Genomic DNA, 26,742 nt, shown 5'->3' on the forward strand with positions numbered 1-26,742 from the left:
CGGGGGCGAGGCGAATGGCTGAGCGGTATCGATATGCGGGTTCAACGGTATCACATTGACCACATAGATTTTTAACTTGCATTTCTACCCGCCCTTTTCGTAGAGTCGCCGATACGTGCTTAGCGCACCCTCGGCGCGTCCGGCAGGCTTTGCGAAATGGGATCCAGGAGACTTCGGCGCAGCATCATCTTGCGGAATGCTTCTAATGAGCCTCCCATCCTTCAAAAACAGAATCTCATCGCACAGCCTATCGACCGAATCCAAGATGTGGGATGACATGATGATGCACGTACCAGAATCGGCCAGCTTCCTGAGAATCTCGGAATGCAAGTCCACCCTGCTGGGGTCGAGCGCGTTCATGGGCTCATCTAATAGAAGGTACCGCGCACCCGTCGCATACGCAATCGCCAGGGTAAGCTGCTGCTTCATGCCCTGGCTCAGAGTGCGGATCCTCATCTTCGCGAACTCGCCTATCTGCGTTTGTTCCACTATCTCTTCGATATCGCGAGCATGCGGCCACATATCGCAAACCATCTTGAGGTGATCTTCCGCACGCAATCCGGGATACAGCAGCGTCCCCTCACCAGGTGCATAGAAGATCATAGAACGGACCTCTCTCGCACCCGTACCCTGCACCTCATCCAGAACGATGCTCCCGTCCACGCGAGGACCCGGCAAACCTGCCATCGCACGCAGCAACGTCGTCTTTCCATGCCCGTTCGGAGCGACGAGACCGTAGACCGTACCCGGGGCAAACTCAGCGTCCACCGAATCTACAAGCACCTTCTTTCCATAAGAGATCGTCAGCGTTTGAAGGCCAATCATCGAGATCATCCCCTTTCGATCTTTGGAACACTCAGGCGCACCATCAACGGAGATACGACGCCCAAAACCACCAGCAGAGCGCCCGATGCGCCGACGACCTCTCCAAAAGGCATCGCGTTCGTCCCTCGCCCAAGGAACCCAATCGTCCCCACCTGGGAAGCGGGATCAAACGAGGCGAATGGAGCCAGCAGCGCGACGCCCATGCCCGCGCTTTCAACATGAGCGCTCAACGAACCCAACACCAGGAGAACCGCGCAAACCACTCCGGTGACAACGGGGTTGCGGCTAATCGCTGCTGTCAACGCAGCGACGACGGAAATCACGCCGTATGCCATGACCAGCAACGGAATACTGCACAACACCGCCTCCCCCACCATGGACGTTGTCGAAGCTCCCGCCCGAATGAGAGCGACGGGATACTCCGAACCACCCGCACCGTTCTTAATCAAGGACACAACCGCAGCGGGAACCATCGACACCAAAAGCAGCGCCAAGCCAAGCAGGAGAGACAGCGCAACAGCCGTCAGAAAACGCACATGCGCTGTTGCGGGGACTTGGAAAACCAGAAGGGAACGGCACCGCAGGTGGGTGCACGCAAGCGATGTGACAACCACGGGCAACAGCCAAAACAAGGAAGGAAGCGCTGCCTGGAGATACGAAAGGAGGATTAATGGGGGCATCTTCGTACTTAACTCGTAAACCTTGGGGTCCGGCAAGCTCGCGATCGACTCGAGCAGAAGGGCGCGCGCCTCCACACGAGAAGGAGTCTCCGGCTCGATTCCGATCGATTGCAGGAGGGTCGCATCTGCCGCGCCCAGCTCGCCTCGAGCGCGCTCGTACGTCGCAAGGCTTCGAAACCCCTCCGCAGGCGTGGGCGCGTACACGAAACCCGAAAGAGCATCTCGCATGCCTTCCAGGGCCGCTTTGCCCTCGACGTCCATATTCGCAGCGTCCTGCTCTAGATACCGATCTATTGAACGGAGCTCCCCATCCCTATACCGAACAGCGGAAACGTCACCAGCGTCAGGAAACACCTCGACCAGAGCCGGGGCCAGCATCGCCGTCGACATTGCAATCGCGCATACGGCGAGGGCAGGAGAATGCAGGAGCAGCTTCCCCATCGTTCTTACATATGCAACGGCGGAGGCACAAGCGCTCGAACGGGCTGTCGTTCTCGATGCGGTGAAGGAACCTCTCTCAAGACAAATCGGGGACATCGGGCGCGCGCAGCCGCTCTTTCCAGCAACGCAAAGCAGGCTAATTGCCAGCACCTCGATCCCGATTGCGCATACGAGGGTAATCGCGCCACGCTCGAAGCAAAGTCCAGGCAGATTCACTATCTGCGTTGTCGGGTACGGGCTATAGGCGCCGACGGTCAACTCAGTGTTCGCATACGTAAGGGGATTCAACAGGGCGAACTCACGTAAAGCGATGGATCTTCCGTAATACCCGGGAACCATCGTCGCCCCCATCAGGGCACATACGAACACGATTCCAAGCGTAGGGTTATTGGCAATCTTCACGGCAAGGTGAACGACGAGCGAGATGAACGCCGCCACCAAGAATTGCAAGATGGCCGTCTGTGCGAACACCAGCCAAGCCGGTTTGATAACCGGAGTCGCATATTGAACGTAGCCTATCGGATAGAACAGCGAGCCCGGGCCATTCTTCACAAGTGCGGCGATTATCCCTGGAAGATTGACGGCGAAGACGGCAAGCATCGCAAAAACACTCGCCCATACGCTCGATGCAACAAGCCTGCCCAGCTCACCCATCGGTGCCTGGATGATGAGTTTTTCACGTTTGTTAAGACGCGCGGCAAGGAACGAGACGGCAACGGCCGTTGCGGCCCATAGCAAGTACTCCTTCGATCCGTCATAAAAGGAGTACGCTCCATCCGATACCTGCAGAAACGGAAGCAGAGGAGAGAGCGGCGCCAAGACAAGACGCCCCGCGGCAAGAGGGTACAGAAGCGCGGGCATGCTTGATGAAGAGGTATAGACGCCCTCCTCCCCCGCATTCACAAGCGCATCCGCATAGGATGCTGACAATTCCTGCTCAACACGGGTTATTCCCGACTCGAGGTATTCGACCCGTCCGTCGATGCCAGCCGCGCTCCTGAAGACGGGCAGAGCACAAAGAACCATCAACGCAACAACGACAACACAGAGCGACCTGGAGGAGAGAAGCGACCTAAAGATCGCCTTCGAGATTTTGAGCATATTCATCGCCAACCTTAACCTCATCCAGTCGGAACAGAGGGGCCGAACAAAATGCTCGGCCCTTCCTCGCATCTAGTAGGTGCTATAGACAAATTGCCATTTATCAGTTGTGCCAAGAACACCACAGGAGCACATTGCAGCGAGGCGGGATTCCCTATGATGCGCGGATCGGCGATAGCCATTTCGGTAGGAGATCGTCTTGTAAGAGATGTTGAACATCGAGATGCTGTGCCCGCTTACGCCGCGAGGACAGCTGTAGCTCCAGTAGGTATCGACGACGTCGTCCGTATACCCGAGGGGCTCAACGAGGGCACACTGGCTGCTCTCCTGGGAAGGAGGCATCGGGGTATCCGCAAAAGCGGGGGCTCCCGGCAGCAACAGACAAAGAGCGAGGCCGAGGAAAACCAAGAGCTTACACGACTTAACAGTACTGAACATAATCCTCTCCAATCTAGAGGGGTTTCGGTTGCAGCATGCTGTGATTACTTGCCGGCAAAGTCAATTTAACATAAACTGTTAAAAAGTAACCTGAGTTTTTTAAATTCTTCGGAGGTTATTATGAGTTCCGACAATCGCACTCCCCGGCTTCATTCCTTCCGCATCGCATGTGCGATAGCCTCTGCGACCCTTTGCGCCACCGCCATCGCACAAGTGGCGTTCTCCTTAAAGCCAGCAATCGAAGTGCTCGACAACCCTGTAATTGCAGACTCCCCCGCGTATCCAGCCCTTGCGATCTCGACATTGGTCCCTGCCGTCATCGGTATCGCTACGACCATCCTCAGCGCCGTTCTCGTGTGGACGATCAAGAGCGGAGACCCCTTCAAGAAAGGGTCTGCGACATGCTTGAAGGTGCTCGGCATTCTCTTCGTTGTTCAAGCTGCCACCAGCCTCTACGCCGGCTCACTCAAAACCTCCGTTTCGATGTTTGGCGGCGAGGGGGCCGTCGGCGCCCAAGAGATCGCTTCATCATTCGATTGGACCTCTCTGGTTCTCGGCATCGTCCTGTTCATGCTTTCCCAGCTCTTCTTGTACGCCCGAGAGCTGTACCTCGACTCCGACGAGATTGCGTAAGGAAACGCCATGCCCGTAATTGTTCGCCTCGACAAGATCATGGCCGAGCGAAAGATTTCCTCGAACGAACTTGCCGAAAGGATTGGAACCACGCCCGTGAACCTGTCCCGTATTAAAAAAGGGCATATTCGCGGCATTCGCTTCAACACACTCGAGCAGCTATGCCTCGCCCTTCGTTGCCAACCCGGAGACCTTCTCGAAGTCATGAGCGAAGAGGATGCCCGAAAGGAGTTCGGACTCGATTGGTCCGCCGAGGATTAGAGGGCGGTCGTACTCGCCCTGCACACGGGGATGCGAATCGGCGAGGTCTGCGGCCTTCGGTGGTGCGATGTGGATTTCGAGACGGGCCTGATCTCGATCAGACACTCGGTGGCGTACGCGAAGGGAATGGGTTCGTTCATCAAGGACACCAAGACCCATGACGCCAGGGGTATCCCCATCGACCCGGTCGGCCTACTCCCCTTCCTGAAGGAGACCCACGAGATCGACTGCGGAAAGCTGCGCTTGCGCGGCCTTACCGGGGCGGTCGAGATCGGGGACTGCTACATCCTGTCGGAGCCGGGCGCGACCTTCGCGACGACAAGCTATATCCGCAGGGCGTTCAAGACGTTCTCGGAGACCAACGGCCTCATGGGCACCAACGACGAGCTGATCACGTTCCACGGCCTTCGCCACACGTTCGCAACGCAGTGGATCCGCCAAGGCGGCGATATCAAGGCGCTCCAATCGATCCTCGGCCACAAGGACGCCATGGCGACGCTCAACGTCTACGCCGACATCGAGCCCATCTCCAAAATCCATAACATGCTGCGCGCCACGCCGTGCCTTTGGCGCGGGCACCTCGGGCCGAGGGTCGATCCGGGTCCCATGTTCCAACAGAGGATCCAGGAGTCCATCGAGACGCTCCAGGCGTTCGGCTACGGCATCACCGAGCCGGACGACCGAAATATCGCCATACGCGACGTGAAGATGAACAGTTGGCTCTAGCTCACCGAGTACGCGGCAGTGCTGGGCCCATCCCAACTGAGGTCACGGTGGTCCGATAGGGGCGCCGCCCGCGGCATGCGCCGCGGAGCGGTATCCCCTACCGAAGGGCGGGGATGCCCTCCGCTTCCAGTTCGGAATCAGCCGTCGGAGGCGTTCGGCTGACTGCGGGAACGGCCTGTCCGCTCAATGTGTTCGGCTGAGATCGGAAATCAACCCAACACGAGCCGGACACGCGCCAGACGGCTCTTCCCCGTGCGGCCTTCCCCCTTACGCTCATGTTGCAGGCATGTAACGCCGCAGCGAGCGCGCCTTTTTTGCGCCAGACAGGTACAATGATGAACACTGTACCGTAGCGGAGCGCCCCCGCGCGCCGCAACCACGCGAAAGGGTTTCCCATGGCCGAGATCTCGTCCTCCCGCATCGTCATCACCGTCCTTGGCAAGAACCGTCCCGGTATCGTCGCCGGCGTCACCCGCGTTCTGGGCGAGGCCAACGTCGACATCCGCGACATCACGCAGTCCATTATAGAGGACATCTTCACCATGACCATGCTGGCCGACACCGCCGAGTCCAAGCTCGACTTCGCCGAGCTGCAGAAGGCGCTGGCCGAGGCCGGCGAGCTTTCGGGCGTCAACGTGTCCATCCAGCGCGAGGACGTCTTTAACTTTATGTACCGCCTGTAGCGAACAAGCCGCTCGGGGCCGCTTGACGTCATATCGTCCAAGCGCGCGGCCCCAAAGCGGACCGGAGAGGAGCGCGCATGGCCTACGACGCCAAGAAAATCTACTACCGCTTCGACGATCACCTGAGCCGCCTGGTTCTGGATTACGAGGCGAGCCGTCAGATTTCGCCCGAAAGCGAAAACCTCTACCACGGCCTGCCGACCGCCCCGTACGACGAGGGCCTGTTCGTAGAGCATAACGTCAAGCGCGGCCTGCGCAATGCCGATGGCTCGGGCGTGGTCGCGGGCCTTACCCGCATCTCGGACGTGCACGGCTACAACAAGGTCGACGGCAAAGTCGTGCCCGACCAGGGCAAGCTTACGCTGCGCGGCTACAGCATCGAGGACCTGGTCAACAACGCCCAGGCCGAGAATCGCTATGGCTACGAAGAGGTCGCCTACCTGCTCATCACGGGCTCGCTGCCCAACAAAGAGGAGCTCGACGGTTTTTGCGGACGTCTGGGCGCTTTTAGGCACCTGAGCGATGAGTACGTCAAAGAGTTCCCCATGACCACGGTGTCGTCGAGCATCATGAATGTGCTTCAGCGCGCCGTGCTGCTGCTCTACGCCTTCGACGCCGAGCCCGACGCCATTACGCCCGAGCACGAAATCGACGTCGCCATCTCCATGCTCGCCCGTCTCCCCCGCATCGCCGCCTTCGCGCATATGGCCTCGGTCGCCAAGCGCCGCGGCTCCGAGGTTCATGTACCGCACCCCACACCCGGTCTCTCCACCGCCGAGACCATCCTGCAGGTGTTGCGCGGCGGCATGGCATTCACCCGCGACGAAGCCATGCTGCTCGACGTGATGCTCATGCTGCATGCCGAACACGGAGGCGGCAACAACTCCACGTTTGCCTGCCGCGTGCTGTCCTCCTCGGCCACCGACCCGTATTCCGCCTACGCCGCGGCTATCGGCTCACTCAAGGGCCCGCGCCACGGTGGCGCCAACGCCAAGGTTGTCTCCATGCACGAGGACATCCGCGCGCATGTCTCCAATTGGGAGGACGAGGACGAGGTCGCAGCCTACCTGGGCAAGATCCTCGACAAGCAGGCCTTCGACGGCACGGGTCTCATCTACGGTATGGGCCACGCCGTCTACACGCTGAGCGACCCGCGTGCCGAGGTGTGCCGTCGTTACGCGCGCACGCTTGCCGCCAAGAAGGACCTGGGCGAGGAGTTCGCGCTCATCGAGCGCATCGAGCGCTTGGCCCCGCAAGTGATGCGCGATCACGGCATGACCAAGCCCATCTGTGCCAACATCGACCTGTACACGGGCTTTATCTACAAGATGCTCGGCGTGCCCGAGACGCTCTTTACGCCGCTGTTCGCCGTCGCCCGCATGGCCGGCTGGTCTGCGCACCGCATGGAAGAGCTCTTCTGCGCGCACCGTATTATTCGCCCGGCCTATCGTCCGGTGATCGAGCCGCTGGAGTACAAGCCGCTCGCTGACCGCTAGGACGCGGACCGTTATAGAACTCGAGCGTGGCCAGGGACCCAAGCCCTTGGCCACACTTTTTATGCCAGTAGAAAGGATCGCAACGAATGATTGTGTTTTCCGATATGGATGGGACGCTGCTGACGAGCGATAAGCAGATGAGCGACGCCACTTGGGCAATGCTCGACGAGCTCGCACGTCGTGGCATCGAGTTTGTTCCCTGCACGGGGCGCCCGCTGTCGGGCATCTTTGAGCCCATTCTCGCCCATCCCGCCGTGCACTACGCGGTCTGCGCCAACGGCGCCAGCGTCTGGCGGCTCGACGAAGATACGCCCACCGACACCTCACGTGCTACGCGCATTTTGAGCCGACCGCTCGATTGCGGCATTGCCCACCGCATCCATCGCATTGCCGCCGGCCACGATGTGACCTTCGATATCTTCGCGGATGGACAGTGCTTCCTCCCCCGCTCGCTATACGGGCGCCTGGATGAGTTCTGCGGCGGTGACCCCCACATCGCGGCTTCACTCAAGCGCACACGAACGCCGATCGACATGGATATCGACAGCAAGATCGACGAGGTCGAGACGCTCGAACGTATCGCCATGTACTGGCACAACCCGGCCGATCGCGACGCCATCGCGACGGCGCTCGACACGCTCGGAGGCATTGAGGTCACGCGTTCGTACGCCATGAATATCGAGGTCATGGGCGAGGGCGCCACCAAGGGGACGGCCCTCACGTGGCTATGCGAATACCTGGGCAAGCGTCTCGCCGACGCCTGGGCGTTCGGCGACAACATCAACGACATCCCCATGCTGCAGGCAGCGGGCCACGGCATGGCCATGATCAACGCCGAGTCCGAAGACCGCGAGGCCGCCGACGCCATCACCGAATACGACAACGACCACGACGGCGTCGCCCGCACCATCATGGCCGCCCTTGCCTAGTCATTGGTCAGTCATTGGGGACGTTCTTAAACGACTAGTCGTTGGGGACACTCTTCGCAAAAAGCTGCAAGGACTGTCCCCCACTGCCGGCAGAACGGGAACGTCCCCATCTGTCGGATTAAGCGAGGCCCTCCAGCACGCGACGAAGCTCCTGCTGGACGGCGTGGTCGCGGTTACAACCCACCACGCGATCGGCCACCGCCTTAAGCGCGGGGCGCGCGTTTTCCATCGCGCAGCCCGTGCCGACAAAGCGAATGATCTCGTAGTCGTTCATCGAGTCGCCAAACGCCATGACCTCGTCGCGTCCAATGCCGTAATGCTCCGCGAGCTGCGCGATACCCGAGGCCTTCGACACACCAGGCTGCATGGCATCGATCCACGCGTTGCCCGAAGGCGCAAAAGTAAAGAGCTGACCAAGTTCGCGCTGTAGCACGTACGCACTGTCCATAACCGCACTGTCGTCGCAAAAGATACTCGCTTTGATGATATTTACGCTGGGGTCGGGCAGCTCCCAAATGCGCTCGGCATTGGGAAGGTCCTTATCGACCTCACGCACGAACTTGCACTCGTCATCGAGCAGGAAGGACTTGGTTCGGTCAAAGAGCGCAAGATGCAGATTGGGAAACGTCCTGACGGCTTGGGCGAGCCTTCGAATCGCCAGGTGGGAATACACCTCACGGTCTACCATCTTACCGTCGGCGTAGACCTGGGCGCCGTTAGCGGCGACAAAGTCCATCTTGTCGCGAACGGGCGCAAAGAACTCGCACAGGCGATCGTAGCGACGACCTGACGATGCAGCGAAATGCACACCATGCTCGTGTAGCGCCAGAATCAGTTCGTAGGTCTCGGGAGGCACCTGACCGTTTTCGTCAAGCAGTGTGCCGTCCATATCGGATGCAATCAGTTTAAACATAGAAAAGCTCCCTTCGGGCTTGTTGGAATCGAACGCGTATCCGATTCCAACGTACCCAAAGGGAGCTCAAATAAGACTCCGCGGGCGTAAACGTTACAAGGACCTGGCAAATAGCTCACGCGCACCAGGGGTCCCACATTCGCAGCGCCAGGCAACACGTCAAAGAGTGTCGCAGGCGACTAGCCGTTTAAGAACGTCCCCGATGACTAGTCGGCGTAGGTGAAGGTTGTGACGTCGAACATGCCCTCGGGGCGGATGCGGAGCGTCGGGATAACCGGCAGGGGCAGGAAGATGATGCCCATGATGGGGTCGAGCGGCGGCTCGATGCCCATGGCGCGCGCCTTGACCATAAAGTCGTCGTGCTGCGCGGCGACATCCTCGGCCGTGCCTTCGCTCATCAGACCGCCGAGCGCCAGCGGAATGCGCGCCACGACCTCGCCGTTGCGCACCAGCACGTGACCACCCTGGCCCACAGCCTCAACAGCAGCCATCATATCGGCAGCGTTGTCGCCCACCACGCACACGTTGTGCGAATCGTGACCGATCGTCGAGGCGATGGCACCACCGGTGATGGTGAAACCGCGCACCCAGCCGCGACCGATATGTTTGCCGACAAGACCCAGGCCCGCAGGACCATCACCGTCGACGCCCTCGGCCTGCAGCGACACACCGCGGCCGTGGCGCTCGATCAGCATAATGCGGCGCAGGCCCTCGGCGCTCTCGGGGCGAGCCATACCCGTGATAGCCTTACCCGGCACCACGTCAATCACGGCCTCGCCCGGCTTAAAGGCATAGTCGAACACGTCGAGCGAAAGCTTCGGCAGCTTAACGGAGGCGCGCAGCTCATCGGCAAGGGCTGCGACCTCGGCCATCTCGGGTGCAATCTCGCCCACAAAGGTACCGTCCTGCGCCACCAGAGCACCGGCGGCATATACGCGATGCGGAGCCGTGGCAAACGTCAGGTCATTGAGCACCAGCAGGTCGGCACGCTTGCCCGGGGCGATGGCGCCGCGGAGCTCGTGCGGGTCGCGGCAGCCGTGGTCCAGGCCAAATGCCTCAGCCGTGGAAAGGGACGCCATGGAGATAGCGACCACCGGGTCGATGCCGGCCTCGATAGCCACGCGGCAGGCGTTGTCGATCATACCGGTCGAAAGCGCGTCGGAGGGAGCACAATCGTCGGTCGCAAAACAGCAGCGACGGGCGCGGGCGGGGTTTTCCAGCAGCATCGGCGACAGGTTAGCCAGGTCATGGCTGCACGTGCCTTCGCGCAGCATCACATACATGCCGCGAGATAGCTTGTCGAGCGCCTCCTCGGGAATCGTCGACTCGTGGTCGGCGATAATGCCCGCCGCGGCATAGGCATTGAGGTCCTTGCCGGCAACGAGCGGCGCATGGCCGTCGACCTGCTTGGACGGCGTCTGGTTGGCAGCATCGATGCGAGCACAGGTCTCGGGGTCGGCCATAAAGACACCCGGCAGGTTCATCATTTCGCCCAGACCAAAGACATCACCCGGATGTTCGGCAAAAAACGCCTGCATATCGGCAGCGGTGATGACGGCACCGGCCTGCTCGTCGGGCAGTGCGGGCACACACGAGGGCATCATGTACTTGATGGAAATAGGAGCACGACGACCGTCCTCGATCATAAAGCGCAGGCCGTCCAAGCCGGAAACATTGGCGATCTCGTGGCTGTCGGCAATAGCGGTGGTGGTACCGCGCGTCGCCGCCATGCGCGCATACTCGGCAGGGCGGATGTTCGAAGACTCGATATGCAAGTGTCCGTCAATAAAACCGGGGGCAAGATAGCGGCCCTGGCAATCGATGACCTCGGCAGCCTCATACGTACCGGCGGCATCGTCGCGACCATCGTAGAGCACACCGACGATCACGCCATCCTTGACGGCAACGCTACCGGGCGCCACGCGCTGGCCGTACACATCGACAATCTGTGCGTTGGCAAACAGCGTGTCAACGGGCACACGACCCTCGGCGGCCTCGATCACAGATCTCATGACCTCAACGGACATACATACTCCTTTAACCGTAGAAAAAAGCTGCGGAGCGGACAGGCCTTCACCGCAGCAAACCAATAGCCATTGTATGCCCAAAAGGAGGCCGCCGATAACACCCCTTCCGCTTAACGGCACCGCCAAATGATCCCTTGGGGACGGAGGAAAAAAGTTGCGGTGGAATAGTTCCTACCTGGGCGCCCGTATGGCATTTTTAGGAACTATTTCACCGCAACTCAAAAGGCCGCAGTCGGGAGTTCCGGCTGCGGCCCTATTGCACATGCTAGGTTGACCTACTTGCTAGACCAGCTTGAAGCCCTTGCGCTTGCCCACGGAGAGGGTGTCGCCCAGCTTGAGGACGCTGGGATCGATGTTGTAGCTCTTGGGAGCCACGGCCTTGCCGTTGATTTTGACACCGCCGCCGTCGATATCGCGACGGGCCTGACCGGCGCTAGCCGAAAGGCCCAGGTCCTTGAGCAGGCCGGCGAGGTAGATCTGCCCCTCGTCGTTGACGGTCAGCTCAACATGCTTCTCGGGGAAGTCGGCGAGCTGGCCCTCCTTGAACACGCGGTCGAACTCGGCCTGAGCCTCGTCGCCGGCACCGGCGCCGTGGTAGGTGTCGCACAGGTCGCGGCCCAGAGCGCGCTTGAGCTCATAGGGATCGGCGGAGCCGTCGGCCAGAGCAGCGTCGATCTTGTCGACCTCGGCCGGGGTGAGCGAGCTCGCCAGGCGGTAGTACTTGCCGATCATCTCGTCGGGGATGGACATGGTCTTGCCGAACATATCCTTGGGAGCATCGGTCAGGCCGATGTAGTTGCCGTAGGACTTGGACATCTTACGCACGCCATCGGTGCCCTCGAGCAGCGGCATGGTAAGCGCGATCTGTGGCTCCATGCCCATCTTCTCCATGAGCTCACGGCCGGCGAGCAGGTTGAAGAGCTGATCGGTGCCGCCCATCTCCACGTCAGCCTTAATCATGACCGAATCGTATGCCTGCATCACGGGATACAGGAACTCATGCAGGGCGATCGGCGTCTGGGACTGGTAGCGCTTGGTAAAGTCGTCGCGCTCGAGAATACGGGCGACGGTGAACTTGGAGCACACCTGCAGCAGGCCGGCCAGATCCATCGACAAGATCCAGTCGCCGTTGTGCACGATGGTGGTCTTCTCGGGATCCAGGATCTTCATGGCCTGGCTCACGTAGGTCTCGGCGTTGGCCTCGATCTGCTCCTGCGAAAGCTGCGGGCGGGTGGAGTTCTTGCCCGAAGGATCGCCGATCAGTGCGGTGCCGTTGCCGATGATGAGGGTGACGTTGTGGCCCAGGTCCTGGAACTGACGCATCTTGCGCAGGGGCACGGCATGGCCCAGGTGCAGGTCGGGGCTGGTGGGATCGACGCCGAGCTTGATGTTGAGGGGCTCGCCCTTCTCAAGCTTCTTGCGAAGGTCGGCCTCGGGGACGATCTGCGCGGCGCCCGAGGTGATGATACGCATTTGCTCGTCAACAGACAGCATTGGGTATCCTCCTTTTGCTATAGCACCCTCGCCGAAAACGGCGGTGCTGGAAGTCCATAAACTCTCTTATGATAACAAACTGACGCGACGCAGCATCTACGACAGGAAAATCCTCGTCCTGCCGCATGCGTCGATGGCAACTGGCAGACGCGTACCGTCACGCTCGACCAGATAGCGTATCTGCCGACGACGCAAGCAGTCGCGGCAACGGACCTGCCCCGTCGCATCGGTGGCGCAGACGCCCTCGGCGGTCAGCAGGCAGTGCTCGCACACCATGAGCTCGGGACGGTCGGCGTCGACCGGACCCAAGACGCCGGGTTCAGCAGCCAGCTCGGCAATACGCTCCCTGTCATTGCTGAGCAACTCGGCAGGCAAGTATACCCACCTCGCGCCAAGCCCGCGCAGCCAGGCAAGCGTGGCCCGATTGGCGCAGAACACCGGCGCCGCCACGTCAAACGTCGTGCCCAGCTCTCGGGCCATCGCCACCTGCCCCAGGTTGCGGCAAACAATACGCCCGGCACGTTGCATAAGCGCTCGAGTCCGCTCGGCGTCGCCTGCGCGGCACACTTCGTCGAGCACCACCGTCGCATCGGACAGATCCCGCTCATCGCGCGGATCCAAATCCATCAGCTCCCAGGCAAAGACCATACGAGCAAAAGCCTCATGCTTTGCCGGCTCCGCCGGTACCGCCAACTCCGTCGGCACGTCGCCATCTGCCAGAACGCCCTCAAACGGCAGCACCTCAACGGACTGCTCAGCAGGCGTGACCGCATCTGCCTCGGCCCGCATGCGCTCCAACACCGTTGCCGTCTGCCCCAGCACGCCGGCACTGCGAATCAGATAGACCTCGCAGCCCGCGTCCACCTTGCGTTTGCAATGCACGACGATGCGCTCTCCCGCAGCGGCATCCACGGGGCAAGGCACCTGTGGCCAGCGCTTGGGCACATCGGGACGCGCGTCGGCACCCGGGTAAAATCGGATCTCGAGCGTATCGCCCGCCGCCACGGCGGCATCAAGCTCAACCGTCACCTCTTCGTGACCCACCGCCACCAAGTGGCCCACGCGCACGCCCTGGTTGATCGCGCGCTCAAAGCTCATGAGCTCGGCGCCCGAACGACCCCGCAGATACGCATCGGTAAAGCCGCGGTTGAACGACCTTCCCAGCTCGCGCTCAAGCGCCGGCACCGCATCGGCATCCCATGTGCCGTCGCGCAGCATATTGAGCGCCCGACGCCACACCCTCACCACGCTAAAGACGTAGTCGGGATTCTTCATGCGGCCCTCGATCTTGAGCGATGCCACGCCGGCGGCAACAAGCTCGGGCAGATGCGCGATGCCCAGATAGTCACGCGGACAAAGCAGGCGATCCCCTTCGACAGCGACAACACTCTGCCCCTCCTCGTCCACCAAGTCATAGGATAGACGGCACGGTTGAGTGCAATCACCGCGCATCGCAGAGCGGCCACGTCGAAGGGCAGAGAACCCGCACGCACCCGAGTATCCAATGCAAATAGCGCCGTGACAGAACACCTCGATGGGCACGCCAGTAGCGCAAAGCGTCTCAATCTCTGCCACGCTCAGCTCGCGCGCAGTCGTCACGCGCTCAACGCCCAACTCCTTGGCAGCCAACTGCACGGCACCCTCGCTATGAGCGCCCGCCTGAGTGGACAGGTGAATCTCGACCCCCGGAATCGCCGCACGAAGCGCACAGGCCAGCCCGGCATCGGCCACAATCAACGCATCGGCACCCAACGCGCGCGCATGCGCCCCCAACGCCACGGCGTCGGCAAACTCATCATCGAACACGAACACGTTGAGCGTCACGTACACACGCACGCCATGGGCATGGGCCACGGCACAACCGCGCGCGAACTCATCATCGCTAAAGCCATGCGCGCTCACTCGAGCGTTGAATCCGTCCAGCCCCGCATAGATGGCATCGGCACCCGCCGCAATCGCCGCGAGCATCTGGTCAAGTCCGCCAGCAGGCGCCAGCAGTTCGGGCAGCGCCACTTCAGCCGCCGCCAACTCGCTTTCGCATTGTCCGCTCGATTCCATCGGCCGAATCGCCATCGGTAAACTCCTTGCCAAGGTGTGCTTTCACTCTGAAAATTGCTGCCAACCAGCATACACGAGGCCCCGCATGCCCCGATTGGTTTATCGTGTAATAACTTATGTCCATCCTGCCCGGTAGCATACCTGCCGCCTGGCACGACATACCAGGAGGTCAACATATGGGTCCTCGCCAACGACAGGGGCGCGGTCGCTCTAAGACGCATGCCCTTCCCATGATCTTGCTCTCGTTTTTGGGCTTTCTGCTTATCGCGGGCGTAGCGTTTGGCATCGGCATGATCGGCAATGTCAACCGCTGGCTGTCCGATCTGCCCGACTACACCGATGCCAACGCGTATCTGGTGAGCGAGCCCACCGACATCGTCGACTGCAACGGCAATACCATTGCGAGTTTCTACACGCAAAACCGCAAGTCCATCACCAAGGACCAAGTGTCCCCGTACGTGCTGCAGGGCACCGTCGACGTTGAGGACGAGCGCTTCTACGAGCACGGCGGCATCGACCTCTGGGGCATTGCACGCGCATCGGTGGCAACCCTCACCGGCGGCCACGAGGGCGCATCGACCATCACCCAGCAGCTGGTTCGCAACACCATCTTGCAGGAGGAGCAATTCGACTCGACCATCGAGCGTAAGGTGCGCGAGGCCTATATCGCCATCAAGATGGAGGATATGTACTCCAAAGACGAGATCCTCATGATGTACCTCAACACCATCTACTACGGCCATGGAGCATATGGCATCGAGGCCGCCGCCGAGACCTATCTGTCCAAAACCGCCGCCGACCTCACCCTGAGCGAGGCCGCGCTGCTGATCGGCCTTCCCAACTCGCCCTCGCAGTACGACCCCACGGTTAATCCCGACTTGGCGCTGTCCCGCCGCAACAAGGTTCTGGACAACATGCTGCGTCTGGGCCACATCACGCAGGAAGAGCACGATGCCGCGCAGGCTGAGCCCATCACGCTTAACGTGACCGAGATTTCGAGCAGTGGCGTCGATGTGTACTCTCAGCCCTACTTTGTCGCCTACGTTAAGCAGCTGCTTGAGCAGGAGTTCTCCACCGACGTGCTCTTTAAGGGCGGTCTGACCGTCAAGACCACCATCGACCCCACCATGCAGCAGGTGGCCGAGGAGGCCGTGCGCTCGCAGCTCGACACGCTTTCGCTCGACGGACTGGACATGGGCATGGTCGTCGTTGACCCCAAGACCGGCTACATCAAGTGCATGGTGGGCGGCTACGACTACAACGCCGACGAGAATCACGTGAACCACGCTACAGCAAAGCGCCCCGTGGGCTCCACGTTTAAGGCCTTTACGCTGGCAACTGCCATCCAAAACGGTATGAACCCCAACGTCACCCTCAACTGCAACTCGCCGCTCAAGGCCAAGGGCACCACGACCGAGGTGCAAAACTACGGCAACCAGAGCCATGGCAACATCACGCTTAAACAGGCAACGGCATACTCATCCAACACCGGCTACATTCAGGTGGCCGAAGCCATCGGCAATGACAAGATCATGTCGCTCGTCAAAAAGCTTGGCATCGATCCCGCCAAGGACAATATCGAGGACGTTCCCGTCATGACGCTCGGCACCGGGTCCATCTCACCGCTCGAGATGGCATCTGCCTACGCAACGTTTGCCAACGGTGGCTACTACCGTCAGCCCATCGCCATTACCGAGATCGACTCGCGTACCGGCTCGGTTCTGTACCAGCACACCGACAATCCCACGCAGGTGCTCACCGAAGGCGAGGCTGCCGCGGTTACCGATGTTCTATCCGGCGTCATGCAGGGCAGCGGCACGGGTGCCGCCGGCGCGCTGAACGTCAACCAGCCCTATGCCGGCAAGACGGGCACCACTGACAACACCACCAACCTGTGGTTCTGCGGCTTCACGCCGCAACTGGCATGCGCCCTGTGGACCGGTTATTCCGCAGGCGAGATTCCCATCCAAAAGTACGGTTCGGACCTGCTGGGCGACAGCACCAACCTGCCCGTCTTTAAGAAGTTCATGAACACCGTTCTTGCGGGCACCGAGCGCGAGGAATTCCAGACCGGAACGGCTCCCACGTACAAGAACAATAACGTCTGGAAGTTCTACGGCACAAACAACAAAAAGAAAGACGAAGAGGATAAAGACGAGGAAAAAGAAGAGGAAGAGACCACAACGACAACGACAACGACAACGACAACCACGACCACTGAAACCCCGGGCGGTAACACCACCGGCGATAGCGGTACGACAGGTGGCGACGGTGGCACGGGTGGCGATGGCGGCACGGGTGGCGACGGTGGCACGCCGACGCCTACCCCCGATCCTACGCCCACGCCCGACCCCTCTACGGGCCAGTAGACGCAAAGCGGCATCTGGCACCAAGGCGCCCGAGCAGCACGTACGCTGCTCGGGCGCTTCTTTATTTCGGCAGATGCCACAAGATGCCACGACGGCCCCGGCTGCAGGACCGATAGAGCAACGGGTGCCGGCATGCAAAAGGGCGCTGACCTTCGCCAACGCCCTCGGCAATTACCTATAGCAACAATCGGCACAGCAGCAGTGCCACGCATCCCCTACTTGTGAGAGTTACTCAGCTTGTTGATGAGCGCCTCAAGGCGTTCGCCGTCCTCGGCCGTCTGCGCAATGACCAAGATCGTGTCGTTGCCGGCAAGCGAGCCAAGCACGTCGGGCAGCTCCGCGGCATCGACCGCTGCGGCAATACCAGAAGCCGTACCGGGCTGTGCCTTGATCATAACCAGATTATCGGTGCGCAGTACGCCGGTAACCAACTCGGAAACCATGCGCTGCAGATGCAGGTCCTCGGCAAGGACATAGATGCCCTCGGGGAGCTTACGCAGTCCCATGTCCGCGATGTCGCGCGAAACGGTCGCCTGCGTGCAATCGAAACCCATGGCGCGAAGCTCGTCTACCAAAACGAGCTGCGTACGTACGTCCTTATTGCGAACAATATCTCTGATGGCATCCTGGCGCCCATTGCGTTTTTTGGCCATACAAAACCTCACTCCAAAAGATGGCGGAGACAATCACTTAGTGATTGAATAGTTTAGCGCTATTTGAGGGTTTTAGTGAATAAGAACGCATTTCGAAACAATTCCATGCAATTAATTTCGAAAATCACGCTACTAGACAGTCCTGACGCCCGAACGATTGAAAAAGGCCGCCAGATGCGTATACAACGCACACCGCATAGGCTTGGCACCAGCTATCGAACCATAGAGCAGACCTAGGCCACGATGATTGCCCTTAAGGGCCGCAACCATCTGACGGGTACGCTGTGCTTCGAGCATATCATGCAAACGGGCCGAACGCTCTATTGAAGACACCCCATGGGGGCTCAGACACAAATTTTCGATGCAGGCAACCAGGCTGGCGTAGTAATACCGCTGGCAGACCAGCTTCAACTGATCGCCACCGCCCGCGACGGCAAGCGAGTCGGCAAGCCTGTCGAGCGCCCCGATATCATCAGAAAGCCTGGCAAACATCGTGGGGTCAAACGTCTCCGTAATCGACGGCGCCACTGCATGAAAACGGGCACGGCCACATCCCGAAACGCGCTTTGCCTGCGAAAGCGAGAACGTCAAAAAAGACACCGTGCGAAACGCATCGCCATGCGCAAGGCACGCCTCAAAAAGGGCGCGATCATACAGCACGCCGGAGGTCTGTCGGATTAAACCACAGGAAACCAATTGGGTCAGGCAAGCCGCCCGGTCCTCATCTTCAGAAACGGATGTCGCGTCCAAAACTCGGGAATGACGTTCGCGGTGAACATCGTAGCGATCGAGCGAAACAGAGGGAAACACGATGTCAGCAGAAGCGTCGCAGGAGCTTTCGACCATCTGCGAAAGGGACTGCGGCGCAAACCACTCATTGGCATTCATCGCAATGATCTGGGAGCCGCGCGAAGCCGCAAAGCCGGCACGCAGGCAGGCGCCAGGCACTGGGTCCTCAACATCAATCAAATCAATATGAATGTCTCTGTCGGCAGCCACTTCAAGCGAATGGCGCACACCAGCTACCACGCCGCGGCAAACGACGACAATCTGCAAATCGTAGAGGTCTTGGTTCTGGATGCTCTCGAGAGCACGCATCGTATAACTGGGCGAACCCTCAACAATCAGGATCACCGAAAGTCGCGGATGCGAACCACGTCGAACCAAGTTTTCCGTCCTCTCGACAGCCAGTAACAAACTGCCGTTCATGGTACACCCCGTCAATTAATGCGGATGGTCGCCCGTCGCGATGCACGTCAAGAACAGATGTTGCACACGCCCCGCTCACAGGCACTGCACACAAAGATTGCCGTCAGGCAGCCACTTCCCTAATCGAGCACCACAAGCTCGGTGGGGTCGTAGTCCACGCCCATAAAGGTAAGACCGCATGCGGGCGCCGTAGGACCGGCAGCGGAGCGATCGCAGGCATCAATTACCTCGCGCATCCACTCGGGATCGCGGCGATGCATGCCGATCTCGACAAGGGTGCCCACAATGGTTCGCACCATCGAATGCAAAAACGCATTGCCCTCGATGGTAAACGTGAGGATGTCCTCGCCAAAGGCGACCTCATGGCCAAACTCGGCACGCATTACGCAGCGGTGCGTAGGTTTGCCCACGGCAGAGGCGACCTTGCAAAAGCTCTTAAAGTCCTGCTCGCCCAAAAGCGTAGGGCAGGCGGCCGCCATCGCATCGACGTCGAGGGGATAGCGATGCCACCACACTGCACCGCGTGACAGCACGGGCCGCGCATCACGGTCGGCAATGCGATAGGTGTAAGTGCGAGAGCGCGCGTCAAAACGTGCAGAAAAGCCCTTACGAGCCTTGTAGACCTCGTTTATGGCGATATCTTTGCCCAGGAGGGCATCCATAGCCCTCAGCCACCTACGGCGCGTATACGCAAGCTCAGCGTCCGTTACGGGCAAGCTGATGTATTGGGCCACCGCATGAACGCCGGCATCGGTACGCCCCGCGCACGTCAGATCGATTGGGCGGCGCAGCAACGTCTCGATTGCACGGCGTAGCTCGCCCGCGACCGTCGTCTGGCCCGGCTGCTCGGCAAATCCGCTATAGGAGGAGCCATCGTAAGCCACGCGAAATACAAGGGTGGCGTCAAGCTCGGGGGTCGAATTGAAATCAGACGGCGCAGTCATGGGCGCTCCCAACAAACTAGCAACGGTATTGCGACAAAAAAAGAGGGGTACGCGAACGTACCCCTCGAATATAGCCTATGCAGACAGAATGTCTACTCAGCGGTCTCCTCAGCAGGAGCCTCCTCGACAGCCTCAACCTTCTTGGGAGCAGCGGCCTTCTTGGGGGCCGGAGCAGCCTTCTTGGCCTTAGGCGTGCAAGGCTCGGTGACGAGCTCCATGATAACGATAGGAGCGTTGTCGCCCTTACGGTTACCGAGCTTCATGATGCGGGTGTAACCGCCGTTGCGGTCCTGCCACATGCCCTGAGCAGCCTTGTCGAAGATCTCGGCAACGAGCTGCTTATCGCCGAGCTTGGCGATAGCCAGACGACGAGAGTGCAGGTCGCCCTTCTTGGCCCAGGTGATAATCGGGTCGACGACCGAACGCAGCGCCTTAGCGCGGGTCTCGGTGGTCTTGATGCGGTCGTTCTCGAAGAGGGCCTTAGCAAGGCTCTTCTTCATGGCCTTGGTGTGGCTCGCATCGGTGCCGAGCTTCAGGCCCTTCTTAACGTTGTGACGCATGGTCTAGTTTCTCCTCAAATATGCGAAGCATTAAGCCTTCAGGCTCAGGCCCATGGACTCAAGCTTGTCCTTCACTTCCTCGATCGACTTAACACCGAAGTTACGGATGTTGAGCAGATCGTTCTCCGAGAACTCAACGAGCTGACGGACCGAGTGAATGCTGGCGCGCTTAAGGCAGTTGTAGGAACGGACGGAAAGGTCCAGGTCCTCGATCTGCTTGTCCAGCTCGGCGTTGTCGTTGGTGACCTCGGGAGCGAAGATCGAAGCCTCCTCCTCGACCTCGGGGGTCTCGGCAAGGTTCATAAAGGCGGCCATATGCTGGTTGATGATATTGGCAGCCTGGACCACGGCGTCGCGCGGGGCGATGGAACCGTTGGTCTCGATCTCGAGGACAAGGCGGTCGTAGTCGGTATGCTGGCCGACACGGCAAGCCTCAACGAGCTTGGCGCAACGGGACACCGGCGAGTACAGCGAGTCGACGTTGATCACACCGATGGGATCGTTGTCACGCTTGTTAGCCTCGCCAGAGACATAGCCGCGGCCATAGCCGATGCGCATGCTCATGGTGAGATGGCCACCCTCGGTGAGCGTAGCAATGTGCTGCTCGGGGTTGACCAGCTCAAACTCGGACGGAATAAAGAAGTCCGCACCGGTGACCTCGCAGGGGCCGTCAACCGAGATGGTGGCGGTCGCCTCGTCGGTCGTGCCGAGAGCCCTGAAGACAAGACCCTTGACATTCAGGACGATGTCGGTGACATCCTCGACCATGTTAGGGATGGTCATGAACTCGTGCTGCGCACCATCGATCTGAATGGCCTCGACGGCGGCACCCTCGAGCGAGGACAGAAGAACACGACGAAGCGAGTTACCCAGCGTATCGCCGTAGCCACGCTCGAGCGGCTCGACGGAGACACGAGCAGAGGTCTCGTTGATCTCTTCGACCTGAACCTGAGGCCTAATGAATTCTGACATGTATTACCTCCAGCCTCAGCAGCCCGGATGGACTACTTAGAGTAGAGCTCGACGATGAGCTGCTCGTTGATATCACCGCTGATCTGCTCACGCGTCGGCAGAGCGAGCACGTTACCAGACAGCTTCTCGATATCGACCTCGAGCCAGCCAGGGACCTCAAAGCGCTCGGAGGAAATCAGGGCCTCCTTGATGGGGAGGAGGTCACGGAACTTCTCGCCGACAGCGACGACGTCGCCGGCCTTGACGCGGTAGGACGGGATGTCCACGCGCTTGCCGTTCACGGTGAAGTGACCGTGACGGACGGACTGACGAGCCTCTTTGCGGGTGCGGGCGAAGCCAAGACGGAAGACGACGTTGTCGAGGCGAGACTCAAGGATGATCATGAGGTTCTCACCGGTGACGCCGTTCATCTTACGGGCCTTGTTGAAGTAGCCGTGGAACTGCTTCTCCAGAACGCCATAGATGAACTTGACCTTCTGCTTCTCACGCAGCTGCATGCCGTACTCAGATTCCTTGCGACGGCGCTTGGGCTGACGGATAGATTCCTTCTTGCTGCTGTAACCGAGCTCAGCGGGATCGATCCCGAGCTGACGGCAGCGCTTAAGAACAGGAGTCCTGTCGATTGCCATATTGATACGATCCTTTCAGTTACACGCGGCGACGCTTCTTGGGGCGGCAGCCGTTGTGCGGAATGGGGGTCTTGTCCTGGATGCTCGAGACCTCGAGGCCAGCAGCCTGGAGGGAGCGGATGGCGGTCTCACGACCGGAGCCGGGGCCCTTGACGAAGACGGAAACCTTCTTCATGCCGTGCTCCATGGCCTGCTTGGCAGCAGCCTCGGCAGCCATCTGGGCAGCGAACGGCGTGGACTTACGGGAGCCCTTGAAGCCCACCTGGCCAGCCGACTTCCAGGAAATGACGTTGCCCTGGGGATCGGTGATCGAAACGATCGTGTTGTTGAACGTAGAACGAATGTGAGCCTGGCCCACGGAAATGTTCTTACGGTCCGCGCGCTTCAGACGGGCAGCGCGAACGTTCTTCTTAGCAGTAGCCATCTATCTAGCGCTCCTTATTTCTTCTTCTTAGCACCGATCTGACGCTTCGGGCCCTTGCGGGTACGAGCGTTAGTGTGGGTGCGCTGGCCGCGGACCGGGAGGCCCTTGCGGTGACGAAGGCCGCGGTTGCAGCCGATGTCCATAAGGCGCTTGACGTTCTGGTTGCGCTCACGGCGGAGGTCGCCCTCAACCATGATCTGATTCTTATCGATATAATCGCGGATGGCGTTAACCTCATCCTCGGTGAGGTCCTTAACGCGCGTGTCCACGTTAACGTTGCACTCGACGCAAATCTTCGTCGCAGTGGTGCGGCCGATGCCGTAAATGTAGGTCAGACCGATCTCAACGCGCTTCTCACGCGGGAGGTCGACACCATTAATACGGGCCAACGTAGTCTCCTCTCTTAACCCTGACGCTGCTTATGACGGGGGTTCTCGCAAATGACGAGGACCTTGCCATGGCGCCTAATGATTTTGCACTTATCGCACATCTTCTTGACCGAAGGACGTACCTTCATCGTTCTTCCTTTCGGTAGCGCTCAAACTACTTCCCTACTATCTACTCGCCCAGCCGCAGGCGTTTAAAACTATGGCTGGTCTTCACACGCAAACCGACCGTAGGTTGAGCTAAGCCTGCAGTCGGAAAAGAGCGTGTATGCGTGTCGCTATTTATAGCGATAGGTGATGCGACCGCGGGTCAGGTCGTACGGGGAAAGCTCCACGACAACCCTGTCACCGGGGAGAATGCGGATGTAATTCATTCGGATCTTGCCAGAAATGTTGCACAGAACCGAATGACCGTTCTCGAGCTCGACCTTAAACATGGCGTTGGGCAGCGGCTCCTTTACCGTACCCTCGAGCTCAATTGCGTCTTCCTTCTTCACAAGCAATCATCTTTCTCTAGAAAACGACAGCGATTGAGTATTCTACAATACGCATGCACGTATCGTAATATCTTCGTAATGGCTCCACAACTAAGTGAAACTTGTTACATTTGAAATGTAAAACAAAGCCGTTTCCTGATGCCCAAGATCGCCTTGAAATGAGAAGGCATAGACCTTGGGGTCATGCCTTCGAAATTGAAAGGCGAGGTTGGGCATCAGGGGGCGGCGACTTTTACATTTCACCGCCTTGCAAGGAGCACCAAGCACCTTGCGCGTCGGTGGTGAGAATCACCGGTCCGTCATCGGTAATGGCGACGGTGTTCTCATAGTGCGCGGCGGGCAGGTGGTCGTTGGTCGTGACGATCCAACCATCGGAGCCCGTGCTCACATGATTGGATCCCATCGTGACCATCGGCTCGATGGCAATGACCATACCGGCCTGGAGACGAACGCCCCTCCCCTTCTTTCCATAATTTGGAACGTTGGGGTCCTCGTGCATCACATGGCCAATACCGTGCCCCACATAATCGCGAAGCACGCCATAGCCGTGAGACTCGGCGAGGGACTGGACGGCATAACCAATGTCCCCAATATGGTTACCGGGAACAGCCTGCTCGATGGCAGCCTTAAGGCAATCTCGCGTAACCTCGCACAGGGCCTTGGCCTCGGGCGTAGGGGTACCGACGAAAAACGTCCAAGCGTTATCGCCGACCCAACCGTCGACAACGGCTCCCGTATCGATGGAGATGATATCGCCATCACGCAGGATCATGTCGGGATTGGGAATACCGTGCACCACGGCATCGTTAATCGATGCACAGATGGTACCGGGGAACCCGCCGTAGCCCTTAAAGGCCGGGGTGCCACCATGCATGCGGATAATCTGCTCCGCAAGCTGATCAAGCTCAAAGGTCGAAACACCAGGGCGAACCATGGCCCCAACGTGGCGGAGCGCCATCTTAGATAGCGCTCCTGCCTTCTTCATCTGCTCGATTTGCGTTGCAGACTTAATCTTGATCATAGACCGAGAGCCTCTTTGACATCCCCGTACACGGTCTCGCGAGCCTGGTCACCGTTGACCGACTTGAGCAGACCCTGGCCACGATAGTAGTCGACGAGCGGACTCGTGGACTTCTCGTAGACGTCGAGACGGTTCTTGATGGTCTCCGGCTTGTCGTCGTCGCGCTGATACATCTCGCCACCACACTTGGGGCAGGTAGCATCGGCAGCGGTGCCGGTGTAACCGCAGGCGCGGCAGGTGCGACGCGAAGACAGACGGTCGATGATGACCTCGGGGGCCACGTCGACCAGAAGGGCGCAGTCAATCTCGCGACCCATGGCGGAGAGCTCGGAATCGAGCGTCACAGCCTGGGCAGTGTTGCGCGGGAAGCCATCGAGGATGAAGCCCTGCTGGGCGTCATCGGCGGCAAGGCGCTCCTTGACAAGGTCGATAACGAGCTGGTCGGGAACGAGCTCGCCGGCGTCCATGTACTTCTTAGCCTGAATACCAAGCTCGGTGCCACCCTTGACGGCAGCACGCAGCAAGTCGCCCGTGGAAATGTGAGCGACGCCGAACTCGGCGACGAGCTCCTGTGCGACGGTGCCCTTACCGGCACCCGGAGCTCCGAGCAATACGAGGTTCATGAGCAATCCTCCTCTAGCCTATTTAAAGAATCCATCGTAATCATACATCTTGATCTGGCCTTCGAGCTTATCGACCGTGTCGAGCACGACGCCGACCATGATGAGGATGGACGTGCCGCCAAATGCCTGGATCAGATGGTTGCCCGTGAAGGAGAAGATAATCGAAGGCACGATGGCGATGAGCGCCAAAAAGACAGCGCTGGGAAGCGTAATCTTGTTGAGCGCGTTCTTGATGTAGGCCGCGGTAGCCCTGCCCGGACGGACGCCCGGAATAAAGCCGCCCTGCTTCTTAAGGTTGTCGGCCGTGTCATCGGGGTTGAACACCATGGAGGTGTAGAAGTACGCGAAGAACACGATGAGGACAACATTAAGCACCCAGTTGAGCCAACCGGTCGAAAGCGCAGAGGCAACTGCCTGAATCCAGCCGATGCCGGGGAAGAACACAGCAATCTGAGCCGGGAAGTACAGCAGCGCCGAAGCGAAGATGATCGGCACGACGCCCGCGGTGTTGACCTTGATGGGCAAGTAGGTGGTCTGGCCACCCATCATGCGACGGCCCACGACGCGCTTGGCGTAAGAGACCGGGATGCGGCGCTGGCCGCGCTCAAGGAAAACGATCAGCGGGATGACCAGCAAGATGATGGCGCAGATGATCACCATGGTGATGATGCCACCGGCGTTACCCTCGGTGCTGGAGAAGATCGCCTGCGGAAGACCGGCCATGATGTTCGCGAAGATAATCAGCGACATGCCATTGCCGATACCGCGCTGGGTGATGAGCTCACCAATCCACATGATCAGCATGGCGCCCGCGGTGAGCGTACCGACGATCATGAGGTCAAAGATGATCTCGGGAGCACCGGCACCGTTGAAGCTAATGCCGAAGCTCTTAAAGAGGAAGAGGTAACCCACGGAGTTGAGGATAGCCAGAGCCAAGGTGAGGTAACGAGAATACTGCGTAATCTTGGTCTGACCGACCTCGCCCTCGCGGGCAAGCTCATGCAGGGAAGGCACGACGGCCTGGAGCATCTGGAGGATAATCGAGCTCGTGATGTACGGCATGATGCCCAAAGAGAACACCGAGACATAGCTCAACGCGCCACCAGAGAAAAGATTCAGGAGGGCCATAGCACCTGCGGCGACCGAGTTGCTCCCGGTCGAGAAAAGGCCCAGCATCCCCTGGAAGGGAATGCCGGGCACAGGAACGTGCGCACCAATGCGGTACACGACGAGCATAGCTATGGTAAAAAGAATCTTTTCGCGCAGTTCTTTGATGCGGAAAGCATTCTTAAGACCATTTAGCACGGCAGCTCGACCTTTCCGCCGGCGGCCTCGATCTTGGCCTGCGCAGAGGCGCTGACCTTGTCGACCTTGACCGTGAACTTCTTGGTGAGCTCACCATTGCCGAGCACCTTAACGGGCTCGAACTCGCTCTTGGTGATGCGAGCGGCCTTAAGAGCGGCACCGTCGATCACAGCGCCGTCCTCGAACTTACGCTCGAGACGCTCGACGTTGACAGCGGTGTACTCGATACGACGGGGGTTGCGGAAGCCCGGAAGCTTGGGTAGGCGCATAGCCAGCGGAGTCTGGCCACCCTCGAAGCCGGCACCCTTGGTGCCACCAGAGCGGGAACCCTGGCCCTTCTGGCCGCGGCCAGAAGTGGTGCCGTGACCCGAAGAATTGCCACGGCCGACGCGCTTGCGGTTCTTGGTGGAACCGGGCGCGGGAGTAAGATCGTGAAGCTGCATTT

At 59.7% G+C, this 26,742-nt stretch carries 27 protein-coding genes; 7 read left to right on the top strand and 20 right to left on the bottom strand.

Annotated features, from left to right (window positions below):
- Positions 1-84: 84 nt before the first annotated feature.
- Both ACKUUJ_RS06845 and ACKUUJ_RS06850 read right to left on the bottom strand, forming a co-directional pair.
- Positions 85-834 carry an ATP-binding cassette domain-containing protein gene (locus ACKUUJ_RS06845; RefSeq protein WP_117746625.1) on the bottom strand — a complete coding sequence of 250 codons (750 nt, stop codon included), beginning with the start codon at positions 832-834 and terminating at the stop codon, positions 85-87.
- Entirely contained in the window at positions 831-3,053 is a 2,223-nt protein-coding gene (locus ACKUUJ_RS06850) for a hypothetical protein (RefSeq protein ID WP_271748573.1), read from the bottom strand. The genes ACKUUJ_RS06845 and ACKUUJ_RS06850 overlap by 4 nt, the downstream gene beginning before the upstream one ends.
- A gap of 552 nt (positions 3,054-3,605) precedes the next feature.
- Here ACKUUJ_RS06850 and ACKUUJ_RS06855 point away from each other — a divergent pair.
- The 6 genes from ACKUUJ_RS06855 (at position 3,606) to ACKUUJ_RS06880 (ending at position 8,213) form a co-directional block, all read left to right on the top strand.
- Complete coding sequence (locus tag ACKUUJ_RS06855; RefSeq protein WP_006235293.1) at positions 3,606-4,118, top strand: DUF2975 domain-containing protein; 513 nt, start codon at positions 3,606-3,608, stop codon at positions 4,116-4,118.
- Positions 4,119-4,127: 9 nt separating this feature from the next.
- On the top strand, positions 4,128-4,379 hold the full coding sequence (locus ACKUUJ_RS06860) for a helix-turn-helix transcriptional regulator (protein ID WP_006235292.1): 252 nt from the start codon (positions 4,128-4,130) through the stop codon (positions 4,377-4,379).
- 18 nt (positions 4,380-4,397) lie between these two features.
- Positions 4,398-5,105 carry a site-specific integrase gene (locus ACKUUJ_RS06865; protein ID WP_270225426.1) on the top strand — a complete coding sequence of 236 codons (708 nt, stop codon included), beginning with the start codon at positions 4,398-4,400 and terminating at the stop codon, positions 5,103-5,105.
- A gap of 395 nt (positions 5,106-5,500) precedes the next feature.
- Positions 5,501-5,788, top strand: a complete 288-nt coding sequence (locus ACKUUJ_RS06870) for an ACT domain-containing protein (RefSeq protein WP_006235289.1) — start codon at positions 5,501-5,503, stop codon at positions 5,786-5,788.
- Positions 5,789-5,865: 77 nt separating this feature from the next.
- Positions 5,866-7,284 (top strand): citrate synthase, encoded by a 1,419-nt coding sequence (locus ACKUUJ_RS06875; protein ID WP_148331859.1) that lies wholly within the window; start codon positions 5,866-5,868, stop codon positions 7,282-7,284.
- Positions 7,285-7,370: 86 nt separating this feature from the next.
- Positions 7,371-8,213: a Cof-type HAD-IIB family hydrolase gene (locus ACKUUJ_RS06880; RefSeq protein ID WP_117769441.1), complete on the top strand. Its 843-nt coding sequence runs from the start codon at positions 7,371-7,373 to the stop codon at positions 8,211-8,213.
- 118 nt (positions 8,214-8,331) lie between these two features.
- On the opposite strand, the gene ACKUUJ_RS06885 is transcribed toward ACKUUJ_RS06880, so the two are convergent.
- The 4 genes from ACKUUJ_RS06885 to ACKUUJ_RS06900 form a co-directional block, all read right to left on the bottom strand.
- Positions 8,332-9,126 (bottom strand): Cof-type HAD-IIB family hydrolase, encoded by a 795-nt coding sequence (locus ACKUUJ_RS06885; RefSeq protein WP_409065118.1) that lies wholly within the window; start codon positions 9,124-9,126, stop codon positions 8,332-8,334.
- Positions 9,127-9,332: 206 nt separating this feature from the next.
- A complete protein-coding gene (locus ACKUUJ_RS06890; protein ID WP_409065119.1) occupies positions 9,333-11,153 on the bottom strand; it encodes an adenine deaminase in 1,821 nt (606 codons plus the stop codon).
- Positions 11,154-11,435: 282 nt separating this feature from the next.
- The gene (gene tyrS / locus ACKUUJ_RS06895; RefSeq protein WP_409065120.1) at positions 11,436-12,647 is read right to left on the bottom strand and encodes a tyrosine--tRNA ligase; all 1,212 of its coding nucleotides are present in this window, start codon (positions 12,645-12,647) and stop codon (positions 11,436-11,438) included.
- Positions 12,648-12,743: 96 nt separating this feature from the next.
- Entirely contained in the window at positions 12,744-14,720 is a 1,977-nt protein-coding gene (locus tag ACKUUJ_RS06900) for a U32 family peptidase (RefSeq protein WP_409065121.1), read from the bottom strand.
- Between the two features lie 161 nt (positions 14,721-14,881).
- Here ACKUUJ_RS06900 and ACKUUJ_RS06905 point away from each other — a divergent pair, with 161 nt between their 5' ends.
- Positions 14,882-17,074, top strand: coding sequence for a transglycosylase domain-containing protein (locus tag ACKUUJ_RS06905; RefSeq protein WP_409065122.1), 2,193 nt, complete (start codon positions 14,882-14,884; stop codon positions 17,072-17,074).
- 215 nt (positions 17,075-17,289) lie between these two features.
- On the opposite strand, the gene ACKUUJ_RS06910 is transcribed toward ACKUUJ_RS06905, so the two are convergent.
- From ACKUUJ_RS06910 to rplO, 14 genes are all read right to left on the bottom strand, one after another.
- Positions 17,290-17,727 carry an arginine repressor gene (locus tag ACKUUJ_RS06910; RefSeq protein WP_409065123.1) on the bottom strand — a complete coding sequence of 146 codons (438 nt, stop codon included), beginning with the start codon at positions 17,725-17,727 and terminating at the stop codon, positions 17,290-17,292.
- Positions 17,728-17,859: 132 nt separating this feature from the next.
- Positions 17,860-18,936 (bottom strand): glycosyltransferase, encoded by a 1,077-nt coding sequence (locus ACKUUJ_RS06915; protein ID WP_409065124.1) that lies wholly within the window; start codon positions 18,934-18,936, stop codon positions 17,860-17,862.
- Between the two features lie 119 nt (positions 18,937-19,055).
- Complete coding sequence (truA, locus tag ACKUUJ_RS06920; RefSeq protein WP_409065125.1) at positions 19,056-19,880, bottom strand: tRNA pseudouridine(38-40) synthase TruA; 825 nt, start codon at positions 19,878-19,880, stop codon at positions 19,056-19,058.
- A 92-nt stretch (positions 19,881-19,972) separates the two neighbouring features.
- Positions 19,973-20,440: a 50S ribosomal protein L17 gene (gene rplQ, locus ACKUUJ_RS06925; protein WP_006235277.1), complete on the bottom strand. Its 468-nt coding sequence runs from the start codon at positions 20,438-20,440 to the stop codon at positions 19,973-19,975.
- A 30-nt stretch (positions 20,441-20,470) separates the two neighbouring features.
- On the bottom strand, positions 20,471-21,412 hold the full coding sequence (locus ACKUUJ_RS06930) for a DNA-directed RNA polymerase subunit alpha (protein ID WP_195246761.1): 942 nt from the start codon (positions 21,410-21,412) through the stop codon (positions 20,471-20,473).
- Between the two features lie 32 nt (positions 21,413-21,444).
- The gene (gene rpsD, locus ACKUUJ_RS06935) at positions 21,445-22,041 is read right to left on the bottom strand and encodes a 30S ribosomal protein S4 (protein WP_006235275.1); all 597 of its coding nucleotides are present in this window, start codon (positions 22,039-22,041) and stop codon (positions 21,445-21,447) included.
- Between the two features lie 19 nt (positions 22,042-22,060).
- Positions 22,061-22,465, bottom strand: coding sequence for a 30S ribosomal protein S11 (rpsK, locus tag ACKUUJ_RS06940; RefSeq protein WP_006235274.1), 405 nt, complete (start codon positions 22,463-22,465; stop codon positions 22,061-22,063).
- Positions 22,466-22,479: 14 nt separating this feature from the next.
- Positions 22,480-22,854 carry a 30S ribosomal protein S13 gene (gene rpsM, locus ACKUUJ_RS06945; protein ID WP_022094275.1) on the bottom strand — a complete coding sequence of 125 codons (375 nt, stop codon included), beginning with the start codon at positions 22,852-22,854 and terminating at the stop codon, positions 22,480-22,482.
- Between the two features lie 14 nt (positions 22,855-22,868).
- Positions 22,869-22,982, bottom strand: coding sequence for a 50S ribosomal protein L36 (gene rpmJ / locus ACKUUJ_RS06950; RefSeq protein ID WP_006363204.1), 114 nt, complete (start codon positions 22,980-22,982; stop codon positions 22,869-22,871).
- Positions 22,983-23,129: 147 nt separating this feature from the next.
- Entirely contained in the window at positions 23,130-23,348 is a 219-nt protein-coding gene (gene infA / locus ACKUUJ_RS06955; RefSeq protein WP_035137443.1) for a translation initiation factor IF-1, read from the bottom strand.
- A gap of 232 nt (positions 23,349-23,580) precedes the next feature.
- Positions 23,581-24,369, bottom strand: coding sequence for a type I methionyl aminopeptidase (gene map / locus ACKUUJ_RS06960; protein WP_118236920.1), 789 nt, complete (start codon positions 24,367-24,369; stop codon positions 23,581-23,583).
- Positions 24,366-24,992: an adenylate kinase gene (locus ACKUUJ_RS06965; protein WP_006235269.1), complete on the bottom strand. Its 627-nt coding sequence runs from the start codon at positions 24,990-24,992 to the stop codon at positions 24,366-24,368. The genes map and ACKUUJ_RS06965 overlap by 4 nt, the downstream gene beginning before the upstream one ends.
- 18 nt (positions 24,993-25,010) lie before the next feature.
- Positions 25,011-26,297 carry a preprotein translocase subunit SecY gene (gene secY / locus ACKUUJ_RS06970; protein ID WP_118270229.1) on the bottom strand — a complete coding sequence of 429 codons (1,287 nt, stop codon included), beginning with the start codon at positions 26,295-26,297 and terminating at the stop codon, positions 25,011-25,013.
- On the bottom strand, positions 26,291-26,740 hold the full coding sequence (gene rplO, locus ACKUUJ_RS06975; protein WP_006235267.1) for a 50S ribosomal protein L15: 450 nt from the start codon (positions 26,738-26,740) through the stop codon (positions 26,291-26,293). Before rplO ends, secY begins: the two co-directional genes overlap by 7 nt.
- Positions 26,741-26,742 lie beyond the last annotated feature (2 nt).

It is taken from the genome of Collinsella sp. wc0583 (assembly GCF_046116915.1).
Lineage (GTDB): Bacteria > Actinomycetota > Coriobacteriia > Coriobacteriales > Coriobacteriaceae > Collinsella.